31 protein-coding genes are annotated in these 21814 nt (G+C 67.3%); 30 read left to right on the top strand and 1 reads right to left on the bottom strand.

The window, feature by feature from the left end; translation table 11 throughout:
• Window positions 1–114 precede the first annotated feature (114 nt).
• On the top strand, window positions 115–726 hold the full coding sequence (locus tag LMI96_RS07975; protein ID WP_228361084.1) for a hypothetical protein: 612 nt from the start codon (window positions 115–117) through the stop codon (window positions 724–726).
• 965 nt (window positions 727–1691) lie between these two features.
• Here LMI96_RS07975 and LMI96_RS07970 read toward each other — a convergent pair.
• Window positions 1692–2279, bottom strand: a complete 588-nt coding sequence (locus LMI96_RS07970) for a hypothetical protein (RefSeq protein ID WP_228361083.1) — start codon at window positions 2277–2279, stop codon at window positions 1692–1694.
• Window positions 2280–2395: 116 nt separating this feature from the next.
• On the opposite strand from LMI96_RS07970, the gene LMI96_RS07965 reads away from it, so the two are divergent.
• The 29 genes from LMI96_RS07965 (at window position 2396) to rplO (ending at window position 21722) form a co-directional block, all read left to right on the top strand.
• Window positions 2396–3421 carry an ABC transporter gene (locus LMI96_RS07965; protein ID WP_228361082.1) on the top strand — a complete coding sequence of 342 codons (1026 nt, stop codon included), beginning with the start codon at window positions 2396–2398 and terminating at the stop codon, window positions 3419–3421.
• A gap of 3 nt (window positions 3422–3424) precedes the next feature.
• Window positions 3425–3907: a hypothetical protein gene (locus tag LMI96_RS07960; RefSeq protein ID WP_228361081.1), complete on the top strand. Its 483-nt coding sequence runs from the start codon at window positions 3425–3427 to the stop codon at window positions 3905–3907.
• A gap of 70 nt (window positions 3908–3977) precedes the next feature.
• Window positions 3978–4640, top strand: coding sequence for a spermidine/putrescine ABC transporter substrate-binding protein (locus LMI96_RS07955; protein ID WP_228361080.1), 663 nt, complete (start codon window positions 3978–3980; stop codon window positions 4638–4640).
• A gap of 8 nt (window positions 4641–4648) precedes the next feature.
• Window positions 4649–6247 (top strand): DUF5684 domain-containing protein, encoded by a 1599-nt coding sequence (locus LMI96_RS07950; protein ID WP_228361079.1) that lies wholly within the window; start codon window positions 4649–4651, stop codon window positions 6245–6247.
• 290 nt (window positions 6248–6537) lie between these two features.
• On the top strand, window positions 6538–6906 hold the full coding sequence (rpsL, locus tag LMI96_RS07945; protein WP_017201609.1) for a 30S ribosomal protein S12: 369 nt from the start codon (window positions 6538–6540) through the stop codon (window positions 6904–6906).
• A 5-nt stretch (window positions 6907–6911) separates the two neighbouring features.
• Window positions 6912–7382 (top strand): 30S ribosomal protein S7, encoded by a 471-nt coding sequence (gene rpsG / locus LMI96_RS07940; protein WP_047544478.1) that lies wholly within the window; start codon window positions 6912–6914, stop codon window positions 7380–7382.
• Between the two features lie 77 nt (window positions 7383–7459).
• A complete protein-coding gene (fusA, locus tag LMI96_RS07935) occupies window positions 7460–9574 on the top strand; it encodes an elongation factor G (RefSeq protein WP_269216562.1) in 2115 nt (704 codons plus the stop codon).
• A 189-nt stretch (window positions 9575–9763) separates the two neighbouring features.
• Complete coding sequence (tuf, locus tag LMI96_RS07930; RefSeq protein WP_223722430.1) at window positions 9764–10957, top strand: elongation factor Tu; 1194 nt, start codon at window positions 9764–9766, stop codon at window positions 10955–10957.
• Between the two features lie 282 nt (window positions 10958–11239).
• A complete protein-coding gene (locus LMI96_RS07925) occupies window positions 11240–11758 on the top strand; it encodes an LPXTG cell wall anchor domain-containing protein (protein WP_223722431.1) in 519 nt (172 codons plus the stop codon).
• A gap of 427 nt (window positions 11759–12185) precedes the next feature.
• Window positions 12186–12494: a 30S ribosomal protein S10 gene (rpsJ, locus tag LMI96_RS07920; RefSeq protein ID WP_045246810.1), complete on the top strand. Its 309-nt coding sequence runs from the start codon at window positions 12186–12188 to the stop codon at window positions 12492–12494.
• A gap of 8 nt (window positions 12495–12502) precedes the next feature.
• Window positions 12503–13162 (top strand): 50S ribosomal protein L3, encoded by a 660-nt coding sequence (rplC, locus tag LMI96_RS07915; protein ID WP_223722432.1) that lies wholly within the window; start codon window positions 12503–12505, stop codon window positions 13160–13162.
• A gap of 4 nt (window positions 13163–13166) precedes the next feature.
• Complete coding sequence (gene rplD, locus LMI96_RS07910) at window positions 13167–13826, top strand: 50S ribosomal protein L4 (RefSeq protein ID WP_223722433.1); 660 nt, start codon at window positions 13167–13169, stop codon at window positions 13824–13826.
• Window positions 13823–14122, top strand: coding sequence for a 50S ribosomal protein L23 (gene rplW / locus LMI96_RS07905; protein ID WP_223722434.1), 300 nt, complete (start codon window positions 13823–13825; stop codon window positions 14120–14122). Before rplD ends, rplW begins: the two co-directional genes overlap by 4 nt.
• 24 nt (window positions 14123–14146) lie before the next feature.
• Window positions 14147–14986 (top strand): 50S ribosomal protein L2, encoded by an 840-nt coding sequence (gene rplB / locus LMI96_RS07900; RefSeq protein ID WP_223722435.1) that lies wholly within the window; start codon window positions 14147–14149, stop codon window positions 14984–14986.
• 13 nt (window positions 14987–14999) lie between these two features.
• The gene (rpsS, locus tag LMI96_RS07895) at window positions 15000–15281 is read left to right on the top strand and encodes a 30S ribosomal protein S19 (protein WP_223722436.1); all 282 of its coding nucleotides are present in this window, start codon (window positions 15000–15002) and stop codon (window positions 15279–15281) included.
• A gap of 22 nt (window positions 15282–15303) precedes the next feature.
• Window positions 15304–15699, top strand: a complete 396-nt coding sequence (gene rplV / locus LMI96_RS07890) for a 50S ribosomal protein L22 (RefSeq protein WP_223722437.1) — start codon at window positions 15304–15306, stop codon at window positions 15697–15699.
• Window positions 15699–16460 carry a 30S ribosomal protein S3 gene (gene rpsC, locus LMI96_RS07885; RefSeq protein WP_223722438.1) on the top strand — a complete coding sequence of 254 codons (762 nt, stop codon included), beginning with the start codon at window positions 15699–15701 and terminating at the stop codon, window positions 16458–16460. Before rplV ends, rpsC begins: the two co-directional genes overlap by 1 nt.
• Window positions 16460–16879: a 50S ribosomal protein L16 gene (gene rplP, locus LMI96_RS07880; RefSeq protein ID WP_223722439.1), complete on the top strand. Its 420-nt coding sequence runs from the start codon at window positions 16460–16462 to the stop codon at window positions 16877–16879. Before rpsC ends, rplP begins: the two co-directional genes overlap by 1 nt.
• Complete coding sequence (rpmC, locus tag LMI96_RS07875; protein WP_269216563.1) at window positions 16879–17193, top strand: 50S ribosomal protein L29; 315 nt, start codon at window positions 16879–16881, stop codon at window positions 17191–17193. Before rplP ends, rpmC begins: the two co-directional genes overlap by 1 nt.
• Window positions 17193–17525, top strand: a complete 333-nt coding sequence (gene rpsQ / locus LMI96_RS07870; protein ID WP_223722440.1) for a 30S ribosomal protein S17 — start codon at window positions 17193–17195, stop codon at window positions 17523–17525. Before rpmC ends, rpsQ begins: the two co-directional genes overlap by 1 nt.
• 34 nt (window positions 17526–17559) lie before the next feature.
• Window positions 17560–17928 (top strand): 50S ribosomal protein L14, encoded by a 369-nt coding sequence (gene rplN, locus LMI96_RS07865; RefSeq protein WP_047544493.1) that lies wholly within the window; start codon window positions 17560–17562, stop codon window positions 17926–17928.
• A 2-nt stretch (window positions 17929–17930) separates the two neighbouring features.
• A complete protein-coding gene (rplX, locus tag LMI96_RS07860) occupies window positions 17931–18290 on the top strand; it encodes a 50S ribosomal protein L24 (RefSeq protein ID WP_150893229.1) in 360 nt (119 codons plus the stop codon).
• Window positions 18290–18877 (top strand): 50S ribosomal protein L5, encoded by a 588-nt coding sequence (gene rplE / locus LMI96_RS07855; RefSeq protein WP_223722441.1) that lies wholly within the window; start codon window positions 18290–18292, stop codon window positions 18875–18877. The genes rplX and rplE overlap by 1 nt, the downstream gene beginning before the upstream one ends.
• Window positions 18878–18966: 89 nt before the next feature.
• Entirely contained in the window at window positions 18967–19365 is a 399-nt protein-coding gene (gene rpsH / locus LMI96_RS07850; protein ID WP_223722442.1) for a 30S ribosomal protein S8, read from the top strand.
• 6 nt (window positions 19366–19371) lie between these two features.
• The gene (gene rplF, locus LMI96_RS07845) at window positions 19372–19908 is read left to right on the top strand and encodes a 50S ribosomal protein L6 (protein WP_223722443.1); all 537 of its coding nucleotides are present in this window, start codon (window positions 19372–19374) and stop codon (window positions 19906–19908) included.
• Window positions 19909–19910: 2 nt separating this feature from the next.
• Window positions 19911–20270, top strand: coding sequence for a 50S ribosomal protein L18 (rplR, locus tag LMI96_RS07840; RefSeq protein WP_223722444.1), 360 nt, complete (start codon window positions 19911–19913; stop codon window positions 20268–20270).
• Window positions 20267–20971 (top strand): 30S ribosomal protein S5, encoded by a 705-nt coding sequence (gene rpsE, locus LMI96_RS07835; RefSeq protein ID WP_374197917.1) that lies wholly within the window; start codon window positions 20267–20269, stop codon window positions 20969–20971. The genes rplR and rpsE overlap by 4 nt, the downstream gene beginning before the upstream one ends.
• Window positions 20971–21156, top strand: a complete 186-nt coding sequence (gene rpmD / locus LMI96_RS07830) for a 50S ribosomal protein L30 (protein WP_013583998.1) — start codon at window positions 20971–20973, stop codon at window positions 21154–21156. The genes rpsE and rpmD overlap by 1 nt, the downstream gene beginning before the upstream one ends.
• On the top strand, window positions 21156–21722 hold the full coding sequence (gene rplO, locus LMI96_RS07825; protein WP_223722446.1) for a 50S ribosomal protein L15: 567 nt from the start codon (window positions 21156–21158) through the stop codon (window positions 21720–21722). Before rpmD ends, rplO begins: the two co-directional genes overlap by 1 nt.
• Window positions 21723–21814: the final 92 nt, after the last annotated feature.

Below are 21814 nucleotides of genomic sequence, written 5' to 3'. Positions count from 1 at the left end.
CGCAGGGGCCTCGAGCATCACGCTCGGGGCCCCTGCGGCGTTGCGCGCGAGTCCCCGCGCGCCGCTGCGGGGTCGCCCGCCCGCTCGCCCTTACCGTTGTCCGGGGAGGGGAAAATGGCACGCATCGGCGGACGCAACAGCGCCTTGGCCTGGTTCGTCGGTCTCGTGTGCGCGGGCGTCGTCGTCACGCTCGTGGTGTTGGCGGAACCGGCGATCCCGATGGCTACGCAGCTCGTGGGCGACACGCTCCGGGGTTCTGCCCCCAAGCCCGCGCCGACCCCGACCCGCACACCCGACGCGGTGACCACGTCGACCCCCGAGTGCCACGCGCTCTACAGCGAGGCGCTCTGGTCGGAGCTCACTCAGCGCGCCGGCGGAGACCCGGTGCAGGACGCGTCGCCGCCCGCAGCATCGATCGCGTCGCTCACGACCGCGCTCGCGCCGCAGGTGCGCGTGTCCTGCACGTTCACCGGCACCAACACGGGCCGCATCGCGACGACGGTGTCGGACGTCGCGCCGGGCGCCGCCGACATCGCGCGTGCCACGCTCGAGGCCGGCGGGTTCGCCTGCGCCGCCTTCGGCGACGGGGTGCGCTGCGAGCACGACGCGGCGGACGGCGTGGAGGAGCAGACCATCCGCGACGGCGTCTGGATCGCATCGACCTTCTCGGGCTGGCATCCCTCGCGCTACACCGACCGGATGGTGCGCCAGGTCTGGCCCGACTGACCCCCCCCGGTCTTCTGCCGCAGCGCCCGGTGCTGGTGGGAGGTGCGTGTTCGTGTGGTCACGCTGCGTGGTGAGCACGCGGTGTCTGCTCGCGCTGCGCGATGCACACGCGGCGGTGTCTGGTCGCGCTGCGCGATGCACACGCGGCGGTGTCTGCTCGCGCTACGTGGTGAGCACGCGGCGGTGTGTGGTCGCGCTGAGCGATGCACGCGGCGGTGTGTGGTCGCGCTGAGCGATGCACACGGACGCGGGCGCATGCCCCGGCGGCCCTTGCCCGCCTCCCGCCAGTCCCGATGCCAGTACCCGCATCCGCGTGCACCGCTTCGTTCGCGCGTGCAGGCGCCGAGTCTCTCGGAGCTCGTTCCGTCCGCTCACGTGTCGCAATCGGTCGGCCGCGCATGCACATTGCGCCACGTGAGCGCGGGTGTGAGGTGCTCACGTGTCGCAATCGACCGCGTCACGCGACGGGTTGCGCCACTTGAGCACGCATGTGGGCGTCAGCGTTCGCGCAGCCGCGCCCGCGTCCGTCCCTGTGAGCGTGGGCATCCGTCCCCGTGCCCGCGCGCCTGAGGCGCTCACGTGTCGCGATCTGCCGGCTGTGGATGCGGATTGCGCCACCTGAGCTGGAGTGTGAGGTGCTCAAGTGTCGCAATCGACCGCGTCTCGCGACGGATTGCGCCACGTGAGCGAGCCTGTGGGCGTCAGCACTCGCGCAGCCGCGTGAGTGCCCGTGCCCGAGCCCGTGCCCGAGCCCGAGCCCGTGCCCGTGCCTGCGCGCGCTGTGACGCTCACGTGTCGCGATCTGCCGGCTGTGGATGCGGATTGCGACACGTGAGGTCGAGCGGGAGGCGCTCAGGTGGCGGAATCGGCTGGGTCGCGCGGCGGATTGCGTCACGTGAGCGTGCGTGAGTGCGAGCGGAGGAGCGAGCGGGAGCGAGCGTGAGTGAGCGGGCACCCGCGGCGGGTCAGCCGAAGACGGCGGCGATGACGGAGTCGGTGTACCCGCTGGGGGCGAGGTTGCGGTAGCTCGTGTCGATCAGGATGTCGTCACGCCAGAAGAGGGTGCGACCGTCGGTGACGGGGTACTCCTCGTCGATCCAGGTCTTCTCGCAGCGGATGCCGCCGTCCGGGGTGTAGCAGGTGTACCCCTCGCTGTCGGCGAGGCCGTTCAGCAGATCGAGGGCTGGGCCCCGCGCCATCCGCGAGATCGTGGTCGACAGCCGCCCGGTGTCGGTGTCGGGGCGACCCCAGAGGCAGACGAGCGAGCCGTCGGCCTGCGTGCCGACGTCCGACCCGTACGCGGGGTCGTTCAGGGGCAGATCACCGAATTGGGCGAGCACGGGCTCCGACACGAGCGCACGGCAGTCGGTCGGGACGGCGACCGGCGTGGCGGTGGGTGTCGGCGTCGCCGCGGGAGTGGCGGATGCGGTCGCACTCGGCGGAGGAGTGCGCGGAGAAGTCGGGCTCGGGCTCGGATCGGGCGCGCACGCGGTGAGGAGGATCATCGCGAGCACGGCGACGGAGCCTGCGACGGCGGTGCGGATGCGGACCATGCCCACACGGTAGCGCGTGCGATGCGTGGCGCGCCTGCGCGCCTCCGCGGCGTCGGCGGATCGGCGAGTTAACCTCTCGAAAGCGGGCGTGTGCCCCGCGTGAGGAGCGGAGAGCGATGAGTGACCAGAAGACGCCGTCGGCAGGAGAACCCGTCGACGAGCCCGGCTCGGTCGACGATGTCGTGGGCCGCGCCAACGAAGGACTCGCCGAGGCGGAAGCCGCGAAGCGAGATGCCGCCGAGCGCGAAGCCCTGGCTCGTGAAGACCTCGCCCGTGAGGACGAGGTGATCGCCGCTCGCGAGACGGTCGTCACCGAGCGCACCGGCGACGGAACGCCCGTGACCGAGACCGTCGTGGCCGAAGAGGTGTCCTCGCCCGTTCGCGACACCGCGTCGAGCTCGAACGACGACGTGCCCTGGTACGACCGTCCGGAATCCGTACCGATGGACCCCGAGCCCGCACCGGCGGGGGCCGCGTACGCATCCGACTCGTCCCGCGCGGCCGACCGCACTGCCGCGGTCGAGGAACGACCCACCGAGCGCGTGCCGGTCGCCGAGACCGCGTACGCCGCACCGCAGCCGATCTTCGTGCAGGCGCCCGAGGCTCCTCGTCCGCTGGGCAACCGCGGCGCCGTGGGTGCCATCGGCCTGCTCGCTGCGCTCGCGTTCGCCGTCCTGTCGTTCGCCATCATCTTCGGATACGGCTTCCTGACCGGCGCGGTCGACCCGGCTTCGGCCGCGACCGACGCGCTCGAGATCATCTCGAACGCCGTGTTCTGGGTTCCGGTCATCGTCTTCTACCTCGCGTTCTGGCTGCTCGGTGCGGTGCTCAACCGGGCGCGCTGGGCGCACTGGGTCATCTGGGGTCTGCTCGTGGGCGTCGCGTCATACGGCGGATACCTGCTCGGCGTGCTCTTCGCTGCTCCCTTCTGGGATCTCACCGCCCGCCAGGGCCGAGAGCTTCTCGAGGGTCAGCTGTTCTCGCCGCTCGCGATCCTCGCGTTCGTGCTCGGCCGGGAACTCACGATCTGGTTCGGCGCCTGGGCGGCGAAGCGCGCGGGGCGCATCACCGAGCTCAACGAGCAGGCGCAGCGCGAATACGAGCGCACACTCGAAGCGGGCCCGCAGCTGGTCCGCGCGTAGCGCATGACTGTACAGGGCGAGGGGTCCGGGCCGGGGGCCTGGCCCCTCGCTCTCGTTTTGACGGGCGTCGGGTATCTGGCGCTCGTGATCGCGGGGCTCGGCATCGGAAGCCTGAACGCGGATGCGGATGTCATCGCGGTTCCGGGCCTCGGGCCGCTCCCCGGGCCGCTCGCCGTCGTCGGGAGCGGCGTCGCCTATGCGCTGGTGGCGTGGCATGCGGTGCGGCTCGCGCGACCCCGATTCACCGCCGTCATCGGGGTGACGATCGCGTCGTACCTCGCCTACGGCATCGTCGGTGGGGTCGCCGCCCTGTTCGCGACGGGGTCGCTCGGTTCGGCAACGACCGTCGCCATCGAGCTGCTGCTGCGCTGGCCGGGACTCGTCGTCGCCGCATCCGCGGCCATCGCGTCGTGGTGCGCGATCGCGCTCGTGCGCACCCGCGCCACCCAGCCCCGGTGGCCGTGGGAGCGCGACGACGAGGAGTAATCGTCAGATGGACGGCGGTTCGCTGCCCGCAGACCGCGGGAAATCCGCTGATGACGCTACCGTTGACAGCGTGGAGCGCTCGCTCGAGACGCAGGTCAGCCAGGCAGTCGACGCCTGGCTGCGCTGGTTGCCCCGATGGGAGCCCGCGACCCATCGCGGACGTGTGGCCGTGTGTCGTCGGTGCCTCGGTTCGCCCATCCTCTCGGCCGCTGGCGTCGGCTCCGACGTGCCGCACGGCGTGCAGCACGGGCTCTCCACGCGGATCAAGGTCATCGTCGACCACGCCGTCGCCGATTACACGGCCAGGAATCTTCCCCTCCTGCAGACCGAGCTCGATCAGCAGGCCCTTCGCAACAGGTCGCGGTCGTACCGGCCCGCGGAGGGCTTGGAGCCCGAGTTCGACGGTCTGCCGCTCGATCCCGATCCGCTCCCGGGTCAGCCGTTCCTCTTCACCATCTCGGGCCTCGCGGCCGACGCGGATGCGGGCGTCCCCGACCTCCCGCCCCTCAGCGACGCGGCGAAGGCCGCGCTCCGGCAGGAAGTCGGACTCGCCGACGACTACGCGAACATGATCGGCCGTGAGGTGTGCGCAATCCTGCTGCATCACCGCATCCGCATACAAGCCTCCATCGCGGAGTATGTGGAACCGCAGATCGCCGCCATGCTGGAAGAGTTGACCCGATCCCTCGACGCTCCCTTCGATCCTCGCGATCTCGACGGCCCGACCCTCTGAGGCACCACATGACAGACACATACGCCAGCTGGCTCCTGCTGACCACCCTGATCTCGAGCGCGCTCGGTCTGTTGGTCTACGTGTGGACGGCTCTCGCCCTCGGAGCGGTCTTCGCGAAGCTCGGCGTCGAGCGGTGGAAGGCCTGGGTGCCGTTCTACAACTACGCGGTTCTGCTCGGGCTCGGCGGTTTGTCCGGATGGCTCGTCCTCCTGCTGCTGATCCCCGTCTTCGGCGGCATCTTCGTCTTCGTCGCGGTCGTGACGGCCGCGCACCGCGTGAACGTGGTCTTCGGCTACGGGCCCGGCATGACGGTGCTCGCCGCGCTCCTTTTCCCCGTGTGGGCGAGCGTGCTCGGCTTCGGCGCCGCACGCCCGGTGCATCCGATCCCCGCGCGCACGTCGGCCGCGGATCAGGGCGGGCAGTACGACGATCGCTACGACCGTGCATACGCGCAGGGGGACGAACTCTCCGGCCGCCGCTCGGTGCCGTCGCCCTCGGCGTGGATCCCGCCGGCACCTCCGGCTCCCGGCTACGAGACTGCGGCTCCCGCGCTTCCGCCGGCCGCGCCCGCGGTCGCCCCCGCGGTCGCCCCCGCGCCCGCCTGGGGCGAGCCGTATCGGGCGCCGGCCGCGTCCTCGGCTCCGGATGCGTATGCCGCCCCGCCGGCGACCCCCACGGCTCCGCCGGTTGATCCGTACGCGACCCCCGCCGCTCCCGCGCTCCCCGTCTCCGAGCCCGTTCTGCCGTCGACCGAGGAGACCGTCCGGCCCGAGCCGGCGGCCACCCCGGCCGCGCCCGCCGTGATGTCGTGGTGGCAGCCCGCGATCGTCGAGGAGAGCGACGAGGCGGATGCTGCGGGTGCCCGGGACGACGACGCATCCGCCGTCGATCTGCCCGACTGGGCGCGCCCCGTGTCGTCGGCCCCGGTCGAGCCGGCTCCGGTCGTCCCGCCCGCCCCGGTCGTCCCGCCGGCTCCGGCCGCGGTGGAGCCGATCCCGGCACCGCCGATCGCGCCCCCGGAACCGCCCGAGCCGTCCGACGCTCCGGCTCCGGCCTCGTCGATCGCCGACGTCTTCGCCCCGCCGACGAGCCCGCGCGTGATGCGTGACTCGTTCCTTCCCGAGTCGGATGCGTTCCCGGAGGCATCGGGGGAGGTGTCCGCGGTGGTCGGGTCGCCGATCGCCGGACCCCCGCGGTCGGCGACCGCATCCGTCTCGGCGGCCCGCCCGGGTGTCGGTGACTTCGTCGAAGACACGGTGATCGCCTCGCGCCGCCGGCCGAAGTGGGCACTCACGCTGCCTGACGGCAGCTCGGTCGACATCGCGGGTGACACCGTCGTGCTCGGACGCCGGCCCGTGCCGGTGCATTCCGCACCGGGAGCGCAGCTCGTGCTGGTCGTCGATGACACCCGGACCGTCTCGAAGACGCACGCGCTGCTGCGTCGGCGCGCGGATGCCTGGATGCTCTCCGACCTCGGATCGACGAACGGGGTCGTCGTGATCGACGGCGAGACCGAGATCGAGGTCGACCCGGGAGCCGACCACGAGGTGCTCGACCGCTTCCTGCTGGGGGATGCGGAGCTACGCCTGGCGCGAACGGACGCGTGAACCCGACACGCGTTTGACCGGCTCCGGTCCGGGCGCGTATCATTGGTAAGGTGTGCGCTCTTGCGCGCCCTGCGTCGTGCCTCGGTGTGCTGCAGGAGCGTCGGGGCCGCCATCTCAGGGAATGTCCTGCGAACAGGACACCCCCACGGCATACCCACCATTCACTCGCGTCAGTCATTCTGCCGCCTGGGTGGGTCCGCGTGAGCCCGACCCGACACGGAACGCAAAGATCCGTCACGGCCGGGGGAGACCACGACGCTGTCACCGTGCAGCACAATCAAGGAGAGAACGTGCCAACCATTCAGCAGTTGGTTCGCAAGGGCCGCTCGCCGAAGGTCACCAAGACCAAGGCGCCCGCCCTCAAGTCGAACCCGCAGCAGGCCGGCGTCTGCACTCGCGTGTACACGACCACGCCCAAGAAGCCGAACTCGGCGATGCGCAAGGTCGCCCGCGTGAAGCTGCGCAACGGCACCGAGGTCACCGCCTACATCCCCGGTGAAGGCCACAACCTGCAGGAGCACTCCCTCGTGCTCGTGCGCGGCGGTCGTGTGAAGGACCTTCCGGGTGTCCGTTACAAGATCGTCCGCGGCGCCCTGGACACCCAGGCCGTCAAGAACCGCAAGCAGGCCCGTAGCCGCTACGGCGCGAAGAAGGGTTAAGGAATATGCCTCGTAAGGGTCCCGCCCCGAAGCGCCCCGTTGTCAACGACCCGGTGTACGGTGCTCCCATCGTCACCCAGCTCGTCAACAAGATCCTCGTCGACGGTAAGAAGTCGCTCGCGGAATCGATCGTCTACGACGCTCTCCGCGGCGTCGAGTCGAAGAACAGCCAGGATGCTGTCGCCACGCTGAAGAAGGCGCTCGACAACGTCCGTCCGACCCTCGAGGTCAAGAGCCGCCGCGTCGGTGGCTCGACCTACCAGGTTCCGGTCGAGGTCAAGCCGCACCGTGCGAACACCCTCGCACTGCGCTGGCTCGTGAGCTACGCGAAGGGTCGTCGTGAGAAGACGATGACCGAGCGTCTGCAGAACGAGATCCTCGACGCATCGAACGGCCTCGGTGCCGCGGTCAAGCGCCGCGAAGACACCCACAAGATGGCCGAGTCGAACCGCGCCTTCGCGCACTACCGCTGGTAAACAGCGGCGCGCCGGCCCCGGGCGAGTTCAGGGGCCGGCGCACCCACGACATCCGTCACCACAAGTAAGGACATCCCGTGGCACAAGACGTGCTCACCGACCTGACCAAGGTCCGCAACATCGGCATCATGGCTCACATCGATGCCGGCAAGACGACGACGACCGAGCGCATCCTGTACTACACGGGAACCAACCACAAGATCGGCGAGACCCACGACGGCGCCTCGACGACCGACTGGATGGAGCAGGAGCAGGAGCGTGGCATCACGATCACCTCCGCTGCTGTCACGTGCTTCTGGGACAAGAACCAGATCAACATCATCGACACCCCCGGTCACGTGGACTTCACGGTCGAGGTGGAGCGCTCGCTCCGCGTCCTCGACGGTGCCGTCGCCGTCTTCGACGGCAAGGAGGGCGTCGAGCCCCAGTCCGAGACCGTGTGGCGTCAGGCCGACAAGTACAACGTCCCGCGCATCTGCTTCGTCAACAAGATGGACAAGCTCGGCGCCGACTTCTACTTCACGGTCGACACGATCATCAACAAGCTCAAGGCGAAGCCCCTCGTCATCCAGCTGCCCATCGGCGCCGAGAACGACTTCCTCGGAGTCATCGACCTCGTCGAGATGCGCGCACTGGTCTGGGCCGGCGACGCCAAGGGTGATGTCACCATGGGCGCCAAGTACGACGTCCAGGAGATCCCGGCCGACCTCGCCGACAAGGCTGCGGAGTACCGCCAGAAGCTGCTCGAGACGGTCGCCGAGACCGACGACGCGCTTCTCGAGAAGTACTTCGGCGGTGAGGAGCTCACGGTTGCCGAGATCAAGGGCGCCATCCGCAAGCTCACCGTCACCTCGCAGATCTACCCCGTGCTGTGCGGCTCCGCGTTCAAGAACCGCGGCGTTCAGCCGATGCTCGATGCGGTCGTGGACTACCTCCCGTCGCCGCTCGACGTGCCCGCGATCGAGGCGCACGACCCGAAGAACGAAGAGATCGTCATCGAGCGGCACGCCGACCGTGACGAGCCCTTCACCGCGCTCGCGTTCAAGATCGTGACGCACCCCTTCTTCGGTCGTCTGACCTACATCCGCGTGTACTCCGGTCACCTGGACTCCGGCGGACAGGTCGTCAACTCGACCAAGTCCAAGAAGGAGCGCATCGGGAAGATCTTCCAGATGTACGCCAACAAGGAGAACCCGGTCGACTCGGTCACCGCGGGTCACATCTACGCGGTCATCGGCCTCAAGGACACGACCACGGGCGACACGCTCTCCGACTCGCAGCACCAGGTCGTGCTCGAGTCGATGACGTTCCCCGAGCCGGTCATCGAGGTTGCGATCGAGCCCAAGACCAAGGCTGACCAGGAGAAGCTGGGTCTCGCGATCCAGAAGCTCGCGGAGGAGGACCCGACGTTCCGCGTCGAGCAGAACTCCGACACCGGTCAGACCGTCATCAAGGGCATGGGCGAGCTTCACCTCGACATCCTCGTCGACCGCATGAAGCGTGAATTCCGCGTCGAGGCGAACGTCGGCAAGCCGCAGGTCGCGTACCGCGAGACGATCAAGAAGACCGTCGAGCGTCACGACTACACGCACAAGAAGCAGACCGGTGGTTCGGGTCAGTTCGCGAAGATCCAGTTCGCGCTCGAGCCGCTCGAGGTCACGGCCGACAAGACCTACGAGTTCGAGAACAAGGTCTCCGGTGGTCGTATCCCGCGCGAGTACATCGGACCCACCGACCAGGGCTTCCAGGACGCAATGAACGTCGGCGTGCTCGCCGGCTACCCCATGGTGGGCGTCAAGGCGATCCTGCTCGACGGTGCATCGCACGATGTCGACTCCTCCGAGATGGCGTTCAAGATCGCCGGATCCATGGGCTTCAAGGAGGCGGTCCGCAAGGCGAACCCCGTCATCCTCGAGCCGATCATGTCGGTCGAGGTCCGTACTCCCGAGGAGTACATGGGCGACGTCATCGGCGACCTGAACTCGCGTCGCGGACAGATCCAGTCGATGGAGGATGCGGCCGGCGTCAAGGTCGTCCGTGCCAACGTCCCGCTGTCCGAGATGTTCGGCTACATCGGTGACCTGCGCTCGAAGACCTCGGGTCGCGCCGTCTACTCGATGGAGTTCGACAGCTACGCCGAGGTGCCCCGCGCCGTGGCAGACGAGATCGTCCAGAAGAACAAGGGCGAGTAATCGCCCGGGATGCGGCGGTCCGCCGCCGCATCCCGAGTTCTCCTGGTTCCCAGCGAAGGGCGATCGATGCCATTCGACGGGTTCACAACTTCACACCGCACTCTCTACTAAACTGAGAACCATCCCCGCAGCGTGCCGGTCGCAAACCAGCGCCCGGATTCGCTGCACAACCGTCCTGAGGAGGACCCAGTGGCTAAGGCCAAGTTCGAGCGGACCAAGCCGCACGTGAACATCGGAACGATCGGTCACGTCGACCACGGCAAGACCACGCTCACCGCCGCAATCTCGAAGGTGCTCGCCGACAAGTACCCGTCGGCCACCAACGTGCAGCGCGACTTTGCGTCTATCGACTCCGCTCCTGAAGAGCGTCAGCGCGGTATCACGATCAACATCTCGCACGTCGAGTACGAGACCCCCAAGCGCCACTACGCGCACGTCGATGCTCCCGGGCACGCCGACTACATCAAGAACATGATCACCGGTGCCGCTCAGATGGACGGCGCGATCCTCGTGGTCGCCGCCACCGACGGCCCGATGGCTCAGACCCGCGAGCACGTGCTGCTCGCGAAGCAGGTCGGCGTGCCGTACCTGCTCGTGGCGCTCAACAAGAGCGACATGGTCGACGACGAGGAGATCCTGGAGCTCGTCGAGCTCGAGGTTCGCGAGCTGCTCTCGAGCCAGGACTTCGACGGCGACAACGCCCCCGTCGTCCGCGTCTCGGGCCTCAAGGCTCTCGAGGGCGACGCCGAGTGGGTCGAGAAGATCGTCGAGCTCATGGAAGCCGTCGACGAGTCGATCCCCGACCCGGTGCGTGACAAGGACAAGCCGTTCCTCATGCCCGTCGAGGACGTCTTCACGATCACCGGTCGTGGAACCGTCGTCACCGGCCGTGCCGAGCGTGGCACCCTGGCCATCAACTCCGAGGTCGAGATCGTCGGCATCCGCCCGACGCAGAAGACCATCGTCACGGGTATCGAGATGTTCCACAAGCAGCTCGACGAGGCCTGGGCCGGCGAGAACTGTGGTCTGCTCCTGCGCGGCACCAAGCGTGACGACGTCGAGCGCGGCCAGGTCGTCGTGAAGCCCGGTTCGGTCACCCCGCACACCGGCTTCGACGGCACCGCCTACATCCTGTCCAAGGAAGAGGGCGGCCGTCACAACCCGTTCTTCACGAACTACCGTCCGCAGTTCTACTTCCGCACCACCGACGTCACCGGCGTCATCACGCTGCCCGAGGGCACCGAGATGGTCATGCCCGGCGACACCACCGACATGGCCGTCGAGCTGATCCAGCCGATCGCTATGGAAGAGGGCCTCGGCTTCGCGATCCGTGAGGGTGGCCGCACCGTCGGCGCCGGCACGGTGACCAAGATCACCAAGTAATATCCGCGTCACTCGACACCCCTCGGGCCTCACGGTCCGGGGGGTGTCGTCGTTCGCGACGTCGCCATCGGTGGAGATTTAGCCCGCGGATGCGGCGCGCCGCCGCCACGGCAACGTTACGGCCAGGTAAAGAAACGTCACGGATACCCCCCTCAACTTGAGAATCGGCTGAGTGAGCGGTTACTGTCGCATGAGGGGCAGACAAGACTTTCGGTCTTATTCGTTCCTCCGGCCACATTCACGCGAGTGAGGCGCCGCCTCAAACCCCACGGAGATCACATCATGAAGAGCCTTCGCACCAAGCTCGCAGCGGTCGTTATCGCCGCTGCCGCCATCATCGCGGCACCTGCCGCGGCCAACGCCTATACCCCGGTCGCTCCCGGTGGCGCGAACCAGACGGTCGCCCCCGGTGGCACCGTGACGGTTCCGTTCACCGGCTTCGCGCCGAACGACACGGTCACCTTCGTCCTCACGGGCGAGAACGCGGCCGGAGCAACGCTCGCGGCCGTGAAGACCGCCGTGAACACCAAGACCATCGCCAAGGTCTCTTCGGCGTCGGGCGCCGTTTCGGTGGCCGTCACGCTTCCGACCAACGCGACCGGCTCATACCGGCTCGTCGGTACGGGCGCAGCGGGTGGAGTCGCCGAGGCGACGATCGTCGCTGGCGCAGCCGGTGGCCTGCCGGCAACCGGTGTCGACAGCGCGTCCCTCATGGGCGTCTGGATCGGCGGCGGCGTGCTGCTGCTCGGCGGCCTGGCCGTCACGGTCTTCGCGGTTCGTCGTCAGCGCGAGACCGTCTGACCTTCGCTTCACTGAGAACCCCCGGGCCGAAAGGTCCGGGGGTTCTTGCGTGCGGGGGAGGGGCGCCCGCCCCGGCGACACGCCGTAACAGACACGCCCGAGTTTGCGACACGCCCGGGCGGCACGTAGACTGTTGAGGTTCCACATTCCGGCGGCTCACGCCACGGATCACTGTCAGGGCAGTGCATAGGCGGCGCGAAAGCGCGACAACCTAGGCCGCGGACAGCAGAACAACACATCCCACACCTCGCATCCCGGAAACGGGCGCTTCCACGCGTGCGAGGGCGGGACCGGAGCCACCGGCTCCGGTCTGACATCAGAACAGTGGTGCGGTCACCGTGAAAGCGGGAGAAGTGCCCGGCGCGTAAGCGTCACCGTGCGTCCGATGCCCCAGAGGTATGACGCGAGAAAAGAGAGTGAGCAGACAATGGCGGGACAGAAGATCCGCATTCGCCTGAAGTCGTACGATCACGCTGGGCTCGACAGCTCCGCGCGCAAGATCGTCGACACCGTGACCCGTGCTGGCGCGACGGTCGTGGGCCCCGTGCCCCTGCCGACCGAGAAGAACGTCGTCGTCGTCATCCGGTCGCCCCACAAGTACAAGGACAGCCGCGAGCACTTCGAGATGCGCACCCACAAGCGCCTCATCGACATCATCGACCCGACGCCCAAGGCCGTCGACTCGCTGATGCGTCTCGACCTCCCGGCCGACGTCAACATCGAGATCAAGCTCTGAGGTCCGGTATGTCTGACATCAACTCCAAGGTCTCCCACGGTCTGCTCGGCACCAAGCTCGGCATGACCCAGGTGTGGAACGAGCAGGGAAAGCTCATTCCCGTCACCGTGATCCAGATCACCCCGAACGTGGTCACCCAGGTCCGCACCCCCGAGAAGGACGGCTACAACGCCGTTCAGATCGCCGCCGGCCAGATCGACCCGCGCAAGGTCACGAAGCCCCTCGAGGGTCACTTCGAGGCCGCCGGTGTCACGCCGCGTCGCCACCTCACCGAGATCCGCACGGCCAACGCCGCGGACTACTCGCTCGGCCAGGAGCTCACCGTTGACGGTGTGTTCGAAGGTGGCCAGCTGGTCGACGTCGTCGGCACCAGCAAGGGCAAGGGCTTCGCCGGTGTCATGAAGCGTCACAACTTCAAGGGCACGGGCGCCTCGCACGGTGCGCACCGCAACCACCGCAAGCCCGGCTCGATCGGCGCATCGTCGACCCCGAGCCGCGTCTTCAAGGGAATGCGCATGGCCGGCCGTATGGGTGGCGAGCGCGTGACCGTCCTCAACCTCACGGTGCACGCCGTCGACGCCGAGAAGGGCCTGCTGCTCGTCAAGGGCGCCGTCCCCGGTGCTCGTGGCCGCATCGTCTTTGTCCGCAACGCAGTGAAGGGTGCCTGAACGCATGGCTGACTCCACGCTCGCGCTCGACGTCCGCACCTCCGGCGGCAGCACGACCGGTTCGGTCGAGCTTCCCGCCGAGCTGTTCGACGTCAAGACGAACATCCCGCTCATCCACCAGGTCGTCGTGGCGCAGCTCGCCGCAGCGCGCCAGGGCACGCACTCGACCAAGCGTCGCGGCGAGGTCTCCGGCGCCGGCCGCAAGCCGTTCAAGCAGAAGGGCACCGGTAACGCCCGTCAGGGTTCCATCCGTGCCCCGCACATGACCGGTGGTGGCATCGTCCACGGTCCGAAGCCGCGCAACTACTCGCAGCGCACCCCCAAGAAGATGGTCGCCGCGGCCCTTCTCGGAGCGCTCAGCGACCGCGCCCGCGGATCCCGCCTGCACGTCGTCGACAGCTTCGGCATCGAGGGCGCCCCGTCGACCAAGTCCGCCGCATCCGTGCTGGCGACCCTGGCCCCGACGAAGAACGTCCTCGTCGTCATCGAGCGTGACGACGAGATCACGGTCAAGAGCGTTCGCAACCTCGCGTACGTTCACGTCCTGACGTTCGACCAGCTGAACGCCTACGACGTGCTCGTCTCCGACGACATCGTCTTCACCAAGGCCGCCCTCGACGCGTTCGTCGCGTCGAAGTCGTCCACCGAGGAGGTCTCGGCATGACCGCCGTGAACAAGGACCCGCGCGAGATCATTCTGAAGCCGGTCGTTTCGGAGAAGAGCTACGGTCTCATTGACGAGGGCAAGTACACGTTCTACGTGGACACCCGCGCCAACAAGACCGAGATCAAGCTCGCCATCGAGAAGATCTTCGGCGTCAAGGTGGCCTCGGTCAACACGATCAACCGCGTCGGCAAGCTCCGTCGCACCCGCTTCGGGATCGGCAAGCGCAAGGACACCAAGCGCGCCATCGTCACCCTGAAGTCGGGCACCATCGACATCTTCACGGCAGTCGGCTGACGGTCGGGATAGAGGACACAGATTATGGCTATTCGCAAGTACAAGCCGACGACCCCGGGTCGCCGTGGCTCGTCGGTGGCGGACTTCGCCGAGATCACCCGATCGACGCCCGAGAAGTCCCTCCTTCGCCCCCTGTCCAAGACAGGTGGACGTAACAACCAGGGTCGCATCACGACCCGTCACATCGGTGGTGGCCACAAGCGCCAGTACCGCGTGATCGATTTCCGTCGCAACGACAAGGACGGCATCGACGCGAAGGTCGCCCACATCGAGTACGACCCCAACCGCACGGCGCGCATCGCGCTGCTGCACTACGCGGACGGCGAGAAGCGCTACATCATCGCGCCGAACAAGCTGTCGCAGGGTGACGTCGTCGAGTCGGGTCCTTCCGCCGACATCAAGCCCGGCAACAACCTGCCGCTTCGCAACATCCCCACCGGTACCGTGATCCACGCGATCGAACTGCGTCCCGGCGGCGGAGCGAAGATGGCACGTTCGGCGGGCGCATCCGTGCGTCTCGTCGCGAAGGACGGCCCCTACGCCCAGCTGCGTCTGCCCTCGGGCGAGATCCGCAACGTCGATGCGCGCTGCCGCGCGACCATCGGCGAGGTGGGCAACGCCGAGCAGTCGAACATCAACTGGGGCAAGGCCGGCCGCAACCGTTGGAAGGGCATCCGCCCGACCGTCCGTGGTGTCGCCATGAACCCGGTCGACCACCCGCACGGTGGTGGTGAGGGTAAGACCAGCGGTGGACGCCACCCGGTCACCCCGTGGGGACAGCCTGAGGGACGTACCCGTCACGCGAACAAGGAAAGCGACAAGTACATCGTTCGCCGTCGCACCGCCAGCAAGAAGCGCAAGTAGGTAGGAACAGAAGATGCCACGCAGTCTTAAGAAGGGCCCCTTCGTCGACGAGCACCTGCTTCGCAAGGTCGTGTCGCAGAACGAGGCGGGTTCCAAGAACGTCATCAAGACCTGGTCACGTCGCTCGATGATCGTCCCGGCAATGCTGGGTCACACGATCGCCGTGCACGACGGACGCAAGCACATTCCTGTGTTCGTGACCGAGACCATGGTCGGCCACAAGCTGGGCGAGTTCTCGCCCACCCGCACCTTCCGCGGCCACGTGAAGGACGACAAGAAGGGCCGCCGCCGCTGACGCGGGGGCACAGGGAGAAGAAATGGTGGAGTCCATCGCACGCGTGCGACACATCCGCGTGACCCCTCAGAAGGCTCGTCGTGTCGTTGCGCTCATCAAGGGGAAGCAGGCCGAAGAGGCCCTCGCCATCCTGAAGTTCGCACCTCAGAGTGCCAGCGAGCCGATCTACAAGCTCGTCGCCTCGGCGATCGCCAATGCGCGCGTCAAGGCCGACAAGGACAACGAGTTCCTCGATGAGCAGGACCTGTTCATCACGAACGCGTTCGTCGACGAGGGCACGACGCTCAAGCGGTTCCGGCCGCGAGCGCAGGGTCGCGCGTTCCAGATCAAGAAGCGCACCAGCCACATCACGGTCGTCCTCGCGACGCCCGCGGTCGCTGATGCTGCTTCGACCCAGACCAAGAAGGCGAGCAAGTAATGGGACAGAAAGTAAACCCGTACGGCTTCCGCCTCGGTATCACCACCGACCACGTGTCGCGTTGGTTCTCGGACTCGACGAAGCCCGGTCAGCGCTACGCCGACTACGTGGCCGAGGACATCCGCATCCGGAAGCTGCTGCTGACGAGCCTCGATCGCGCGGGCGTCAGCAACATCGAGATCGAGCGCACGCGTGACCGCGTTCGCGTCGACATTCACACCGCCCGCCCGGGCATCGTGATCGGCCGCCGGGGAGCTGAGGCCGAGCGCATCCGCGGCGACCTCGAGAAGCTCACCAGCAAGCAGATCCAGCTGAACATCCTCGAGGTCAAGAACCCCGAGGCCGACGCCCAGCTCGTCGCGCAGGGAATCGCCGAGCAGCTCTCCGCACGTGTGGCCTTCCGCCGCGCGATGCGCAAGGGTCTGCAGGGCGCTCAGCGTGCCGGTGCCAAGGGCATCCGGATCCAGGTGTCGGGTCGTCTCGGCGGCGCCGAGATGAGCCGGTCGGAGTTCTACCGCGATGGTCGTGTGCCGCTGCACACGCTGCGCGCGAACATCGACTACGGCTTCTACGAGGCCAAGACCACCTTCGGCCGCATCGGCGTGAAGGTCTGGATCTACAAGGGCGATCTCACCAACAAGGAACTCGCTCGCGAGCAGGCCAACGCGCCGAAGGCTCCCCGCGGTCGTGACGACCGTGGTGGCGACCGTCGTCGTCCGCCTCGCAACGAGGCCCCCGTCGCAGAAGGAGCGTCTGCCTGATGCTTATTCCCCGCAAGGTCAAGTTCCGTAAGCAGCACCACCCGGGTCGTTCCGGGCAGGCTACCGGCGGCACCACGGTGTCGTTCGGCGAGTACGGCATCCAGGCGCTCACCCCGGCCTACGTGACCAACCGTCAGATCGAGTCCGCTCGTATCGCCATGACGCGTCACATCAAGCGTGGTGGAAAGGTGTGGATCAACATCTACCCCGACCGCCCGCTGACCAAGAAGCCGGCCGAAACCCGCATGGGTTCCGGTAAGGGTTCGCCCGAGTGGTGGGTGGCGAACGTCAAGCCGGGTCGCGTCCTCTTCGAGGTCGCCGGCGTGAGCGAAGAACTCGCTCGCGAGGCACTGACCCGTGCCATTCACAAGCTGCCTCTCAAGGCACGCATCATCAAGCGCGAGGAGGGCGACGCGTAATGGCGATCGGCACCAAGCAGCTCGCTCCGAGCGAGCTCGACACGTTCGAAGACCAGCGCCTCGTCGAGGAGCTGCGCAAGGCCAAGGAAGAGCTGTTCAACCTGCGCTTCCAGTCGGCCACCGGCCAGCTCGAGAGCCACGGTCGCATCCGCGCCGTCAAGCGCGACATCGCGCGGCTGTACACGGTGATCCGGGAGCGCGAGCTGGGCATCCGTGCCACGCCCGTCGCCGCACCGGCGCCGGAGAAGGCGAAGAAGACGAAGGCGAAGAAGACCGAGGACACCTCGGCCGTCGCCGAAGGAGGGGCTGAGTAATGGCCACCACGAAGAAGGCTGCTGTTGAAGAGCAGACCACCGGCCACGAGAGCTCCGAGCGCGACGTCCGTGACGTCAACGCCCGCGGTTACCGCAAGGCCCGCCGCGGCTACGTCGTCAGCGACAAGATGGACAAGACCATCGTCGTCGAGGTCGAAGACCGCGTGAAGCACCCGCTGTACGGCAAGGTCATCCGCCGTACGTCCAAGGTCAAGGCTCACGACGAGACCAACTCGGCCGGCATCGGCGACCTCGTCCTCATCAACGAGACCCGTCCGCTGAGCGCTACCAAGCGCTGGCGCCTGGTCGAGATCCTCGAGAAGGCCAAGTAAGCCCTCGGGCTTCTTGGAACCCAAGGAGTAACAAGTGATTCAGAACGAATCCCGCCTCAAGGTCGCCGACAACACCGGTGCGAAGGAGCTGCTCACCATCCGTGTGCTCGGCGGCTCCAACCGGCGTTACGCGGGCGTGGGTGACGTCATCGTCGCCACCGTCAAGGACGCGATCCCCGGCGGAAACGTCAAGAAGGGCGACGTGGTCAAGGCTGTCGTCGTCCGCACCGTCAAGCAGACCCGTCGTCCCGACGGGTCCTACATCAAGTTCGACGAGAACGCCGCCGTCATCCTGAAGAACGACGGGGAGCCTCGCGGCACCCGCATCTTCGGACCGGTCGGTCGTGAGCTTCGTGACAAGAAGTTCATGAAGATCGTCTCGCTGGCCCCGGAGGTCATCTGATCATGGCGAAGATCAAAAAGGGTGACCTGGTTCAGGTCATCACGGGCGCCAAGCCCGAGCGCGGCGGAGACCGTGGGAAGCAGGGCAAGGTCCTCGAGGTCCTCGCCGAGCAGAACCGCGTCATCGTCGAGGGCGTGAACTACGTCACAAAGCACAACCGCGTGGGTCAGACCCAGCGCGGAACCAAGACGGGTGGCATCGAGACGTTCGAAGCTCCCATCCACATCTCCAACGTCGCCGTCGTCGACCCCTCGACCAAGAAGCCGACCCGTGTCGGCCGCCGGGTCGAGGAGCAGACGAAGGACGGCGTGAAGCGCACCGTTCGCGTGCGCTTCGCGAAGAAGTCAGGCAAGGACCTCTGATGAGCACCGACACTGCCGCGGTGGCTGGCAAGATCCAGCCCCGCCTGAAGCAGAAGTACCGTAGCGAGATCCAGCAGAAGCTGCAGGACGAGTTCGGGTACAAGAACGTCAACCAGATCCCCGGTCTCGTGAAGGTCGTGGTGAACACCGGTGTCGGCGAGGCAGCTCGCGACAGCAAGGTGATCGATGGTGCGGTCGACGACCTCACCAAGATCACCGGCCAGAAGCCGATCGTCACCAAGGCCCGCAAGTCCATCGCGCAGTTCAAGCTGCGCGAGGGCCAGGCGATCGGTGCGCACGTCACCCTCCGTGGTGACCGCGCCTGGGAGTTCCTGGACCGTCTGGTCAACCTCGCTCTGCCCCGTATCCGCGACTTCCGCGGTCTCTCGGACAAGCAGTTCGACGGAAACGGCAACTACACGTTCGGTCTGCAGGAGCAGTCGGTCTTCCACGAGATCGATCAGGACAAGATCGACCGCGTTCGCGGTTTCGACATCACCGTCGTCACCGATGCGAAGACGGATGCAGAGGGCCGGGCACTGCTCCGTCACCTCGGTTTCCCGTTCCAGCAGGCCGAAAGCGCGTAACACCCCGACGTCGGCATCCGCCGACTTCCACCACAGGTCGGCCGTCGTGTAACGGCGGTCGAAACCTGGTGAACGAAGGAATCACACTCATGACGATGACAGACCCGGTCGCAGACCTGCTGACCCGTCTGCGCAACGCGAACTCGGCGCACCACGACTCCGTGTCGCTGCCGAGCTCCAAGCTCAAGACCCACATCGCCGACATCCTCAAGCAGGAGGGCTACATCTCCGGCTGGGAGCTCGAGGATGCCCGCGTCGGACAGACGCTCACCCTGACGCTGAAGTACGGCCCGAACCGCGAGCGGTCGATCGCCGGCATCAAGCGCGTCTCGAAGCCCGGACTGCGCGTGTACGCGAAGTCCTCCGAGATCCCCAAGGTCCTCGGCGGCCTCGGCGTCGCCATCCTGTCCACCTCCTCCGGTCTGCTCACAGACCGTCAGGCCGAATCGAAGGGCGTGGGTGGGGAAGTCCTCGCCTACGTGTGGTGACGCTGAATGTCTCGTATCGGACGTCTTCCCATCGACATCCCCGCCGACGTCACCGTTTCGGTGGCCGGTAAGGATGTCACCGTCAAGGGCCCCAAGGGCGAGCTGCAGCTGACCGCTGCGTCTCCCATCGAGGTCAAGGTCGAGGAGAACCAGGTTCTCGTCACCCGCCCCGACGACGAGCGCGAGTCCCGGTCGCTTCACGGCCTGACCCGCACGCTCATCGCCAACAACATCATCGGCGTCACCCAGGGCTACACCAAGGGCCTCGAGGTCGTCGGCACGGGTTACCGCGTCGCGCAGAAGGGCTCGTCCGTCGAGTTCGCTCTCGGCTTCTCGCACCCCGTCCTCGTCGAGCCCCCCGCGGGCATCACGTTCACGGTCGAAGGCAACAACAAGGTCACCGTGAGCGGCATCGACAAGCAGGCCGTCGGTGAGGCGGCTGCCAACATCCGCAAGATCCGCAAGCCCGAGCCGTACAAGGGCAAGGGTGTGCGCTACGCCGGCGAGATCGTTCGGCGCAAGGCCGGAAAGGCTGGTAAGTAACCATGGCCGTGACTTCGAAGTCAGACGCGCGTACGCGCCGTCACCTCCGTCTTCGCAAGAAGATCGTGGGCTCGCCCGAACGTCCGCGCCTCGTCGTGACCCGCTCGGCCCGCCACGTGTTCGTGCAGGTCGTCGACGACAGCCTGGGCCGCACCGTGGCCTCCGCCTCGACGCTCGAGACGGATCTGCGTGGATTCGACGGCGACAAGACCGCCAAGGCGCGCAAGGTCGGCGAACTCGTCGCAGAGCGTGCGAAGGCCGTTGGTGTGTCCGACGTCGTGTTCGATCGTGGCGGTAACCGCTACGCCGGACGCGTCGCCGCGATCGCCGAGGGCGCCCGCGAAGGAGGGCTGAACCTGTGAGTGACAACAAGGAGACCGAAGTGACCACCGATGCCGCTCAGGCACCCGAGGCGGCTGCGGCCGCCGAGGCGACCGGGGCCACCGAGGCTCAGCGTGAGCCTCGCGAAGCCCGTCGTGGCGGTCGCGAGCGCAACCCCAACAAGGATCGCAACTCGCGTGACCGTTCGGAGAGCCAGTTCCTCGAGCGCGTCGTGACCATCAACCGCGTCTCGAAGGTCGTCAAGGGTGGTCGTCGCTTCAGCTTCACCGCTCTCGTCGTCGTCGGCGACGGCAACGGTGTGGTCGGCGTCGGCTACGGCAAGGCCCGCGAAGTTCCCCTGGCAATCTCCAAGGGTGTCGAAGAGGCCAAGCGCAACTTCTTCCGCGTTCCGCGCACCGGCTCGTCCATCCCGCACCCGGTGCAGGGTGAGGCCGCTGCCGGCGTCGTCCTGCTGCGTCCGGCTGCTGCCGGTACCGGTGTGATCGCCGGTGGTCCGGTCCGCGCCGTCCTCGAGTGCGCCGGTGTGCACGACGTGCTGTCGAAGTCGCTGGGTTCGTCGAACACGATCAACATCGTGCACGCGACGGTCGCCGCGCTGAAGCAGCTCGAAGAGCCCCGCCACGTCGCGGCCCGTCGTGGCCTCGACTTCGACCAGGTCGCCCCGGCACGCCTCGTGCGTGCTGAGGCCGAGGCCGCTGCGGTGCAGAAGGTAGGTTCCTGATGGCTGAGCGTCTGAAGGTGACGCAGATCAAGTCCAAGGTGAGCGAGAAGCAGAACCAGCGTGACACGCTGCGCAGCCTCGGTCTGAAGCGGATCGGCGATTCTGTCGTCCGTCCCGACGACGCGCAGACGCGCGGTTACGTCAAGACCGTCGCCCACCTCGTAAAGGTTGAGGAGATCGACTGATGGCTGAGAACGACAAGGTCGAGGCCGCGGCTGCCGAGAAGGCTCCCGCGAAGAAGACCGCCGCGCGCAAGCCGGCCGCCAAGAAGGAGGCGGCCCCGGCCGCCAAGAAGGACGTCGCCGCGTCGCGTCCCGGTGTGCTGAAGGTGCACCACCTGCGTCCCGTTCCCGGATCCAACACGGCGAAGACCCGTGTCGGCCGTGGTGAGGGCTCGAAGGGTAAGACGGCAGGCCGTGGCACCAAGGGCTCGAAGGCCCGCTACCAGGTGCGTCCCGGCTTCGAGGGTGGGCAGATGCCTCTGCACATGCGCACCCCGAAGCTGCGCGGGTTCAAGAACCCGTTCCGCGTGGAGTACCAGGTCGTGAACCTGGAGAAGCTCGCGGAGCTGTACCCGTCCGGTGGCGCTGTCACCGTCAGCGACCTGGTCGCCAAGGGTGCGGTGCGCAAGAACGAGAAGGTCAAGGTGCTCGGCACCGGAGACATCTCGGTGAAGCTGAACGTCGAGGTCGACAAGGTCTCGGGTTCTGCGGAGCAGAAGATCGTCGCCGCCGGCGGCACCGTCAAGTAATCCGCGTACAGGGGTCGGGAGCATGCTTCCGGCCCCTGTTGCGTCCCCTCTCCGAGGTCCCCTCCGTCGATCCCCTCTGCGTGGGATAACCT

The organism is Microbacterium sp. cx-59 (assembly GCF_020805625.1).
Lineage (GTDB): Bacteria > Actinomycetota > Actinomycetes > Actinomycetales > Microbacteriaceae > Microbacterium.
Note: the sequence above shows the minus strand (reverse complement) of the source record. Positions and strands in the feature narration are given on the sequence as shown.

Coding starts and splice junctions, on each gene's coding strand:
- LMI96_RS07975 (WP_228361084.1), top strand. CDS start 115: ATGGCACGCATCGGCGGACGCAACAGCGCCTTGGCCTGGTTCGTCGGT.
- LMI96_RS07970 (WP_228361083.1), bottom strand. CDS start 2,279: ATGGTCCGCATCCGCACCGCCGTCGCAGGCTCCGTCGCCGTGCTCGCG.
- LMI96_RS07965 (WP_228361082.1), top strand. CDS start 2,396: ATGAGTGACCAGAAGACGCCGTCGGCAGGAGAACCCGTCGACGAGCCC.
- LMI96_RS07960 (WP_228361081.1), top strand. CDS start 3,425: ATGACTGTACAGGGCGAGGGGTCCGGGCCGGGGGCCTGGCCCCTCGCT.
- LMI96_RS07950 (WP_228361079.1), top strand. CDS start 4,649: ATGACAGACACATACGCCAGCTGGCTCCTGCTGACCACCCTGATCTCG.
- rpsG (WP_047544478.1), top strand. CDS start 6,912: ATGCCTCGTAAGGGTCCCGCCCCGAAGCGCCCCGTTGTCAACGACCCG.
- LMI96_RS07925 (WP_223722431.1), top strand. CDS start 11,240: ATGAAGAGCCTTCGCACCAAGCTCGCAGCGGTCGTTATCGCCGCTGCC.
- rpsJ (WP_045246810.1), top strand. CDS start 12,186: ATGGCGGGACAGAAGATCCGCATTCGCCTGAAGTCGTACGATCACGCT.
- rplC (WP_223722432.1), top strand. CDS start 12,503: ATGTCTGACATCAACTCCAAGGTCTCCCACGGTCTGCTCGGCACCAAG.
- rplD (WP_223722433.1), top strand. CDS start 13,167: ATGGCTGACTCCACGCTCGCGCTCGACGTCCGCACCTCCGGCGGCAGC.
- rplW (WP_223722434.1), top strand. CDS start 13,823: ATGACCGCCGTGAACAAGGACCCGCGCGAGATCATTCTGAAGCCGGTC.
- rplB (WP_223722435.1), top strand. CDS start 14,147: ATGGCTATTCGCAAGTACAAGCCGACGACCCCGGGTCGCCGTGGCTCG.
- rpsS (WP_223722436.1), top strand. CDS start 15,000: ATGCCACGCAGTCTTAAGAAGGGCCCCTTCGTCGACGAGCACCTGCTT.
- rplV (WP_223722437.1), top strand. CDS start 15,304: ATGGTGGAGTCCATCGCACGCGTGCGACACATCCGCGTGACCCCTCAG.
- rpsC (WP_223722438.1), top strand. CDS start 15,699: ATGGGACAGAAAGTAAACCCGTACGGCTTCCGCCTCGGTATCACCACC.
- rplP (WP_223722439.1), top strand. CDS start 16,460: ATGCTTATTCCCCGCAAGGTCAAGTTCCGTAAGCAGCACCACCCGGGT.
- rpmC (WP_269216563.1), top strand. CDS start 16,879: ATGGCGATCGGCACCAAGCAGCTCGCTCCGAGCGAGCTCGACACGTTC.
- rpsQ (WP_223722440.1), top strand. CDS start 17,193: ATGGCCACCACGAAGAAGGCTGCTGTTGAAGAGCAGACCACCGGCCAC.
- rplX (WP_150893229.1), top strand. CDS start 17,931: ATGGCGAAGATCAAAAAGGGTGACCTGGTTCAGGTCATCACGGGCGCC.
- rplE (WP_223722441.1), top strand. CDS start 18,290: ATGAGCACCGACACTGCCGCGGTGGCTGGCAAGATCCAGCCCCGCCTG.
- rpsH (WP_223722442.1), top strand. CDS start 18,967: ATGACGATGACAGACCCGGTCGCAGACCTGCTGACCCGTCTGCGCAAC.
- rplF (WP_223722443.1), top strand. CDS start 19,372: ATGTCTCGTATCGGACGTCTTCCCATCGACATCCCCGCCGACGTCACC.
- rplR (WP_223722444.1), top strand. CDS start 19,911: ATGGCCGTGACTTCGAAGTCAGACGCGCGTACGCGCCGTCACCTCCGT.
- rpmD (WP_013583998.1), top strand. CDS start 20,971: ATGGCTGAGCGTCTGAAGGTGACGCAGATCAAGTCCAAGGTGAGCGAG.
- rplO (WP_223722446.1), top strand. CDS start 21,156: ATGGCTGAGAACGACAAGGTCGAGGCCGCGGCTGCCGAGAAGGCTCCC.